The following is a 271-nucleotide window of genomic DNA, read 5'->3' as shown; positions in this document are numbered from 1 at the left end:
GCATCGTCTCGGCCGTTGGCATTGCGTTGCTGATGCTCTGGATCTTCCGCTCGCCGCGTCTCATCGCGCTGGGTTTCGTGTCGACGGGACTGGGCATTCTGTGCGCGCTCGCGGCGACCCTGCTGATCTTCGGCAAGCTGCATCTGCTCACGCTGGTGTTCGGCGCGAGTCTGATCGGCGAGGCCGTCGATTATTCGATTCAGTATTTCGTCGTCTATCTGGGCGCGCGCGAGCAGTGGAACGCGCGGCGCGGCGCGCGCGAGGTGATGCC

1 pseudogene is annotated in these 271 nt (G+C 64.6%); it reads left to right on the top strand.

The features are described 5' to 3' along the window. A pseudogene (locus tag SB771_RS34570) lies at positions 1–271 on the top strand (MMPL family transporter); the annotation flags it as partial.

Source organism: Burkholderia sp. SIMBA_051 (genome assembly GCF_046534915.1).
Taxonomy (GTDB): domain Bacteria; phylum Pseudomonadota; class Gammaproteobacteria; order Burkholderiales; family Burkholderiaceae; genus Burkholderia; species Burkholderia ambifaria.
Note: the sequence above shows the minus strand (reverse complement) of the source record. Positions and strands in the feature narration are given on the sequence as shown.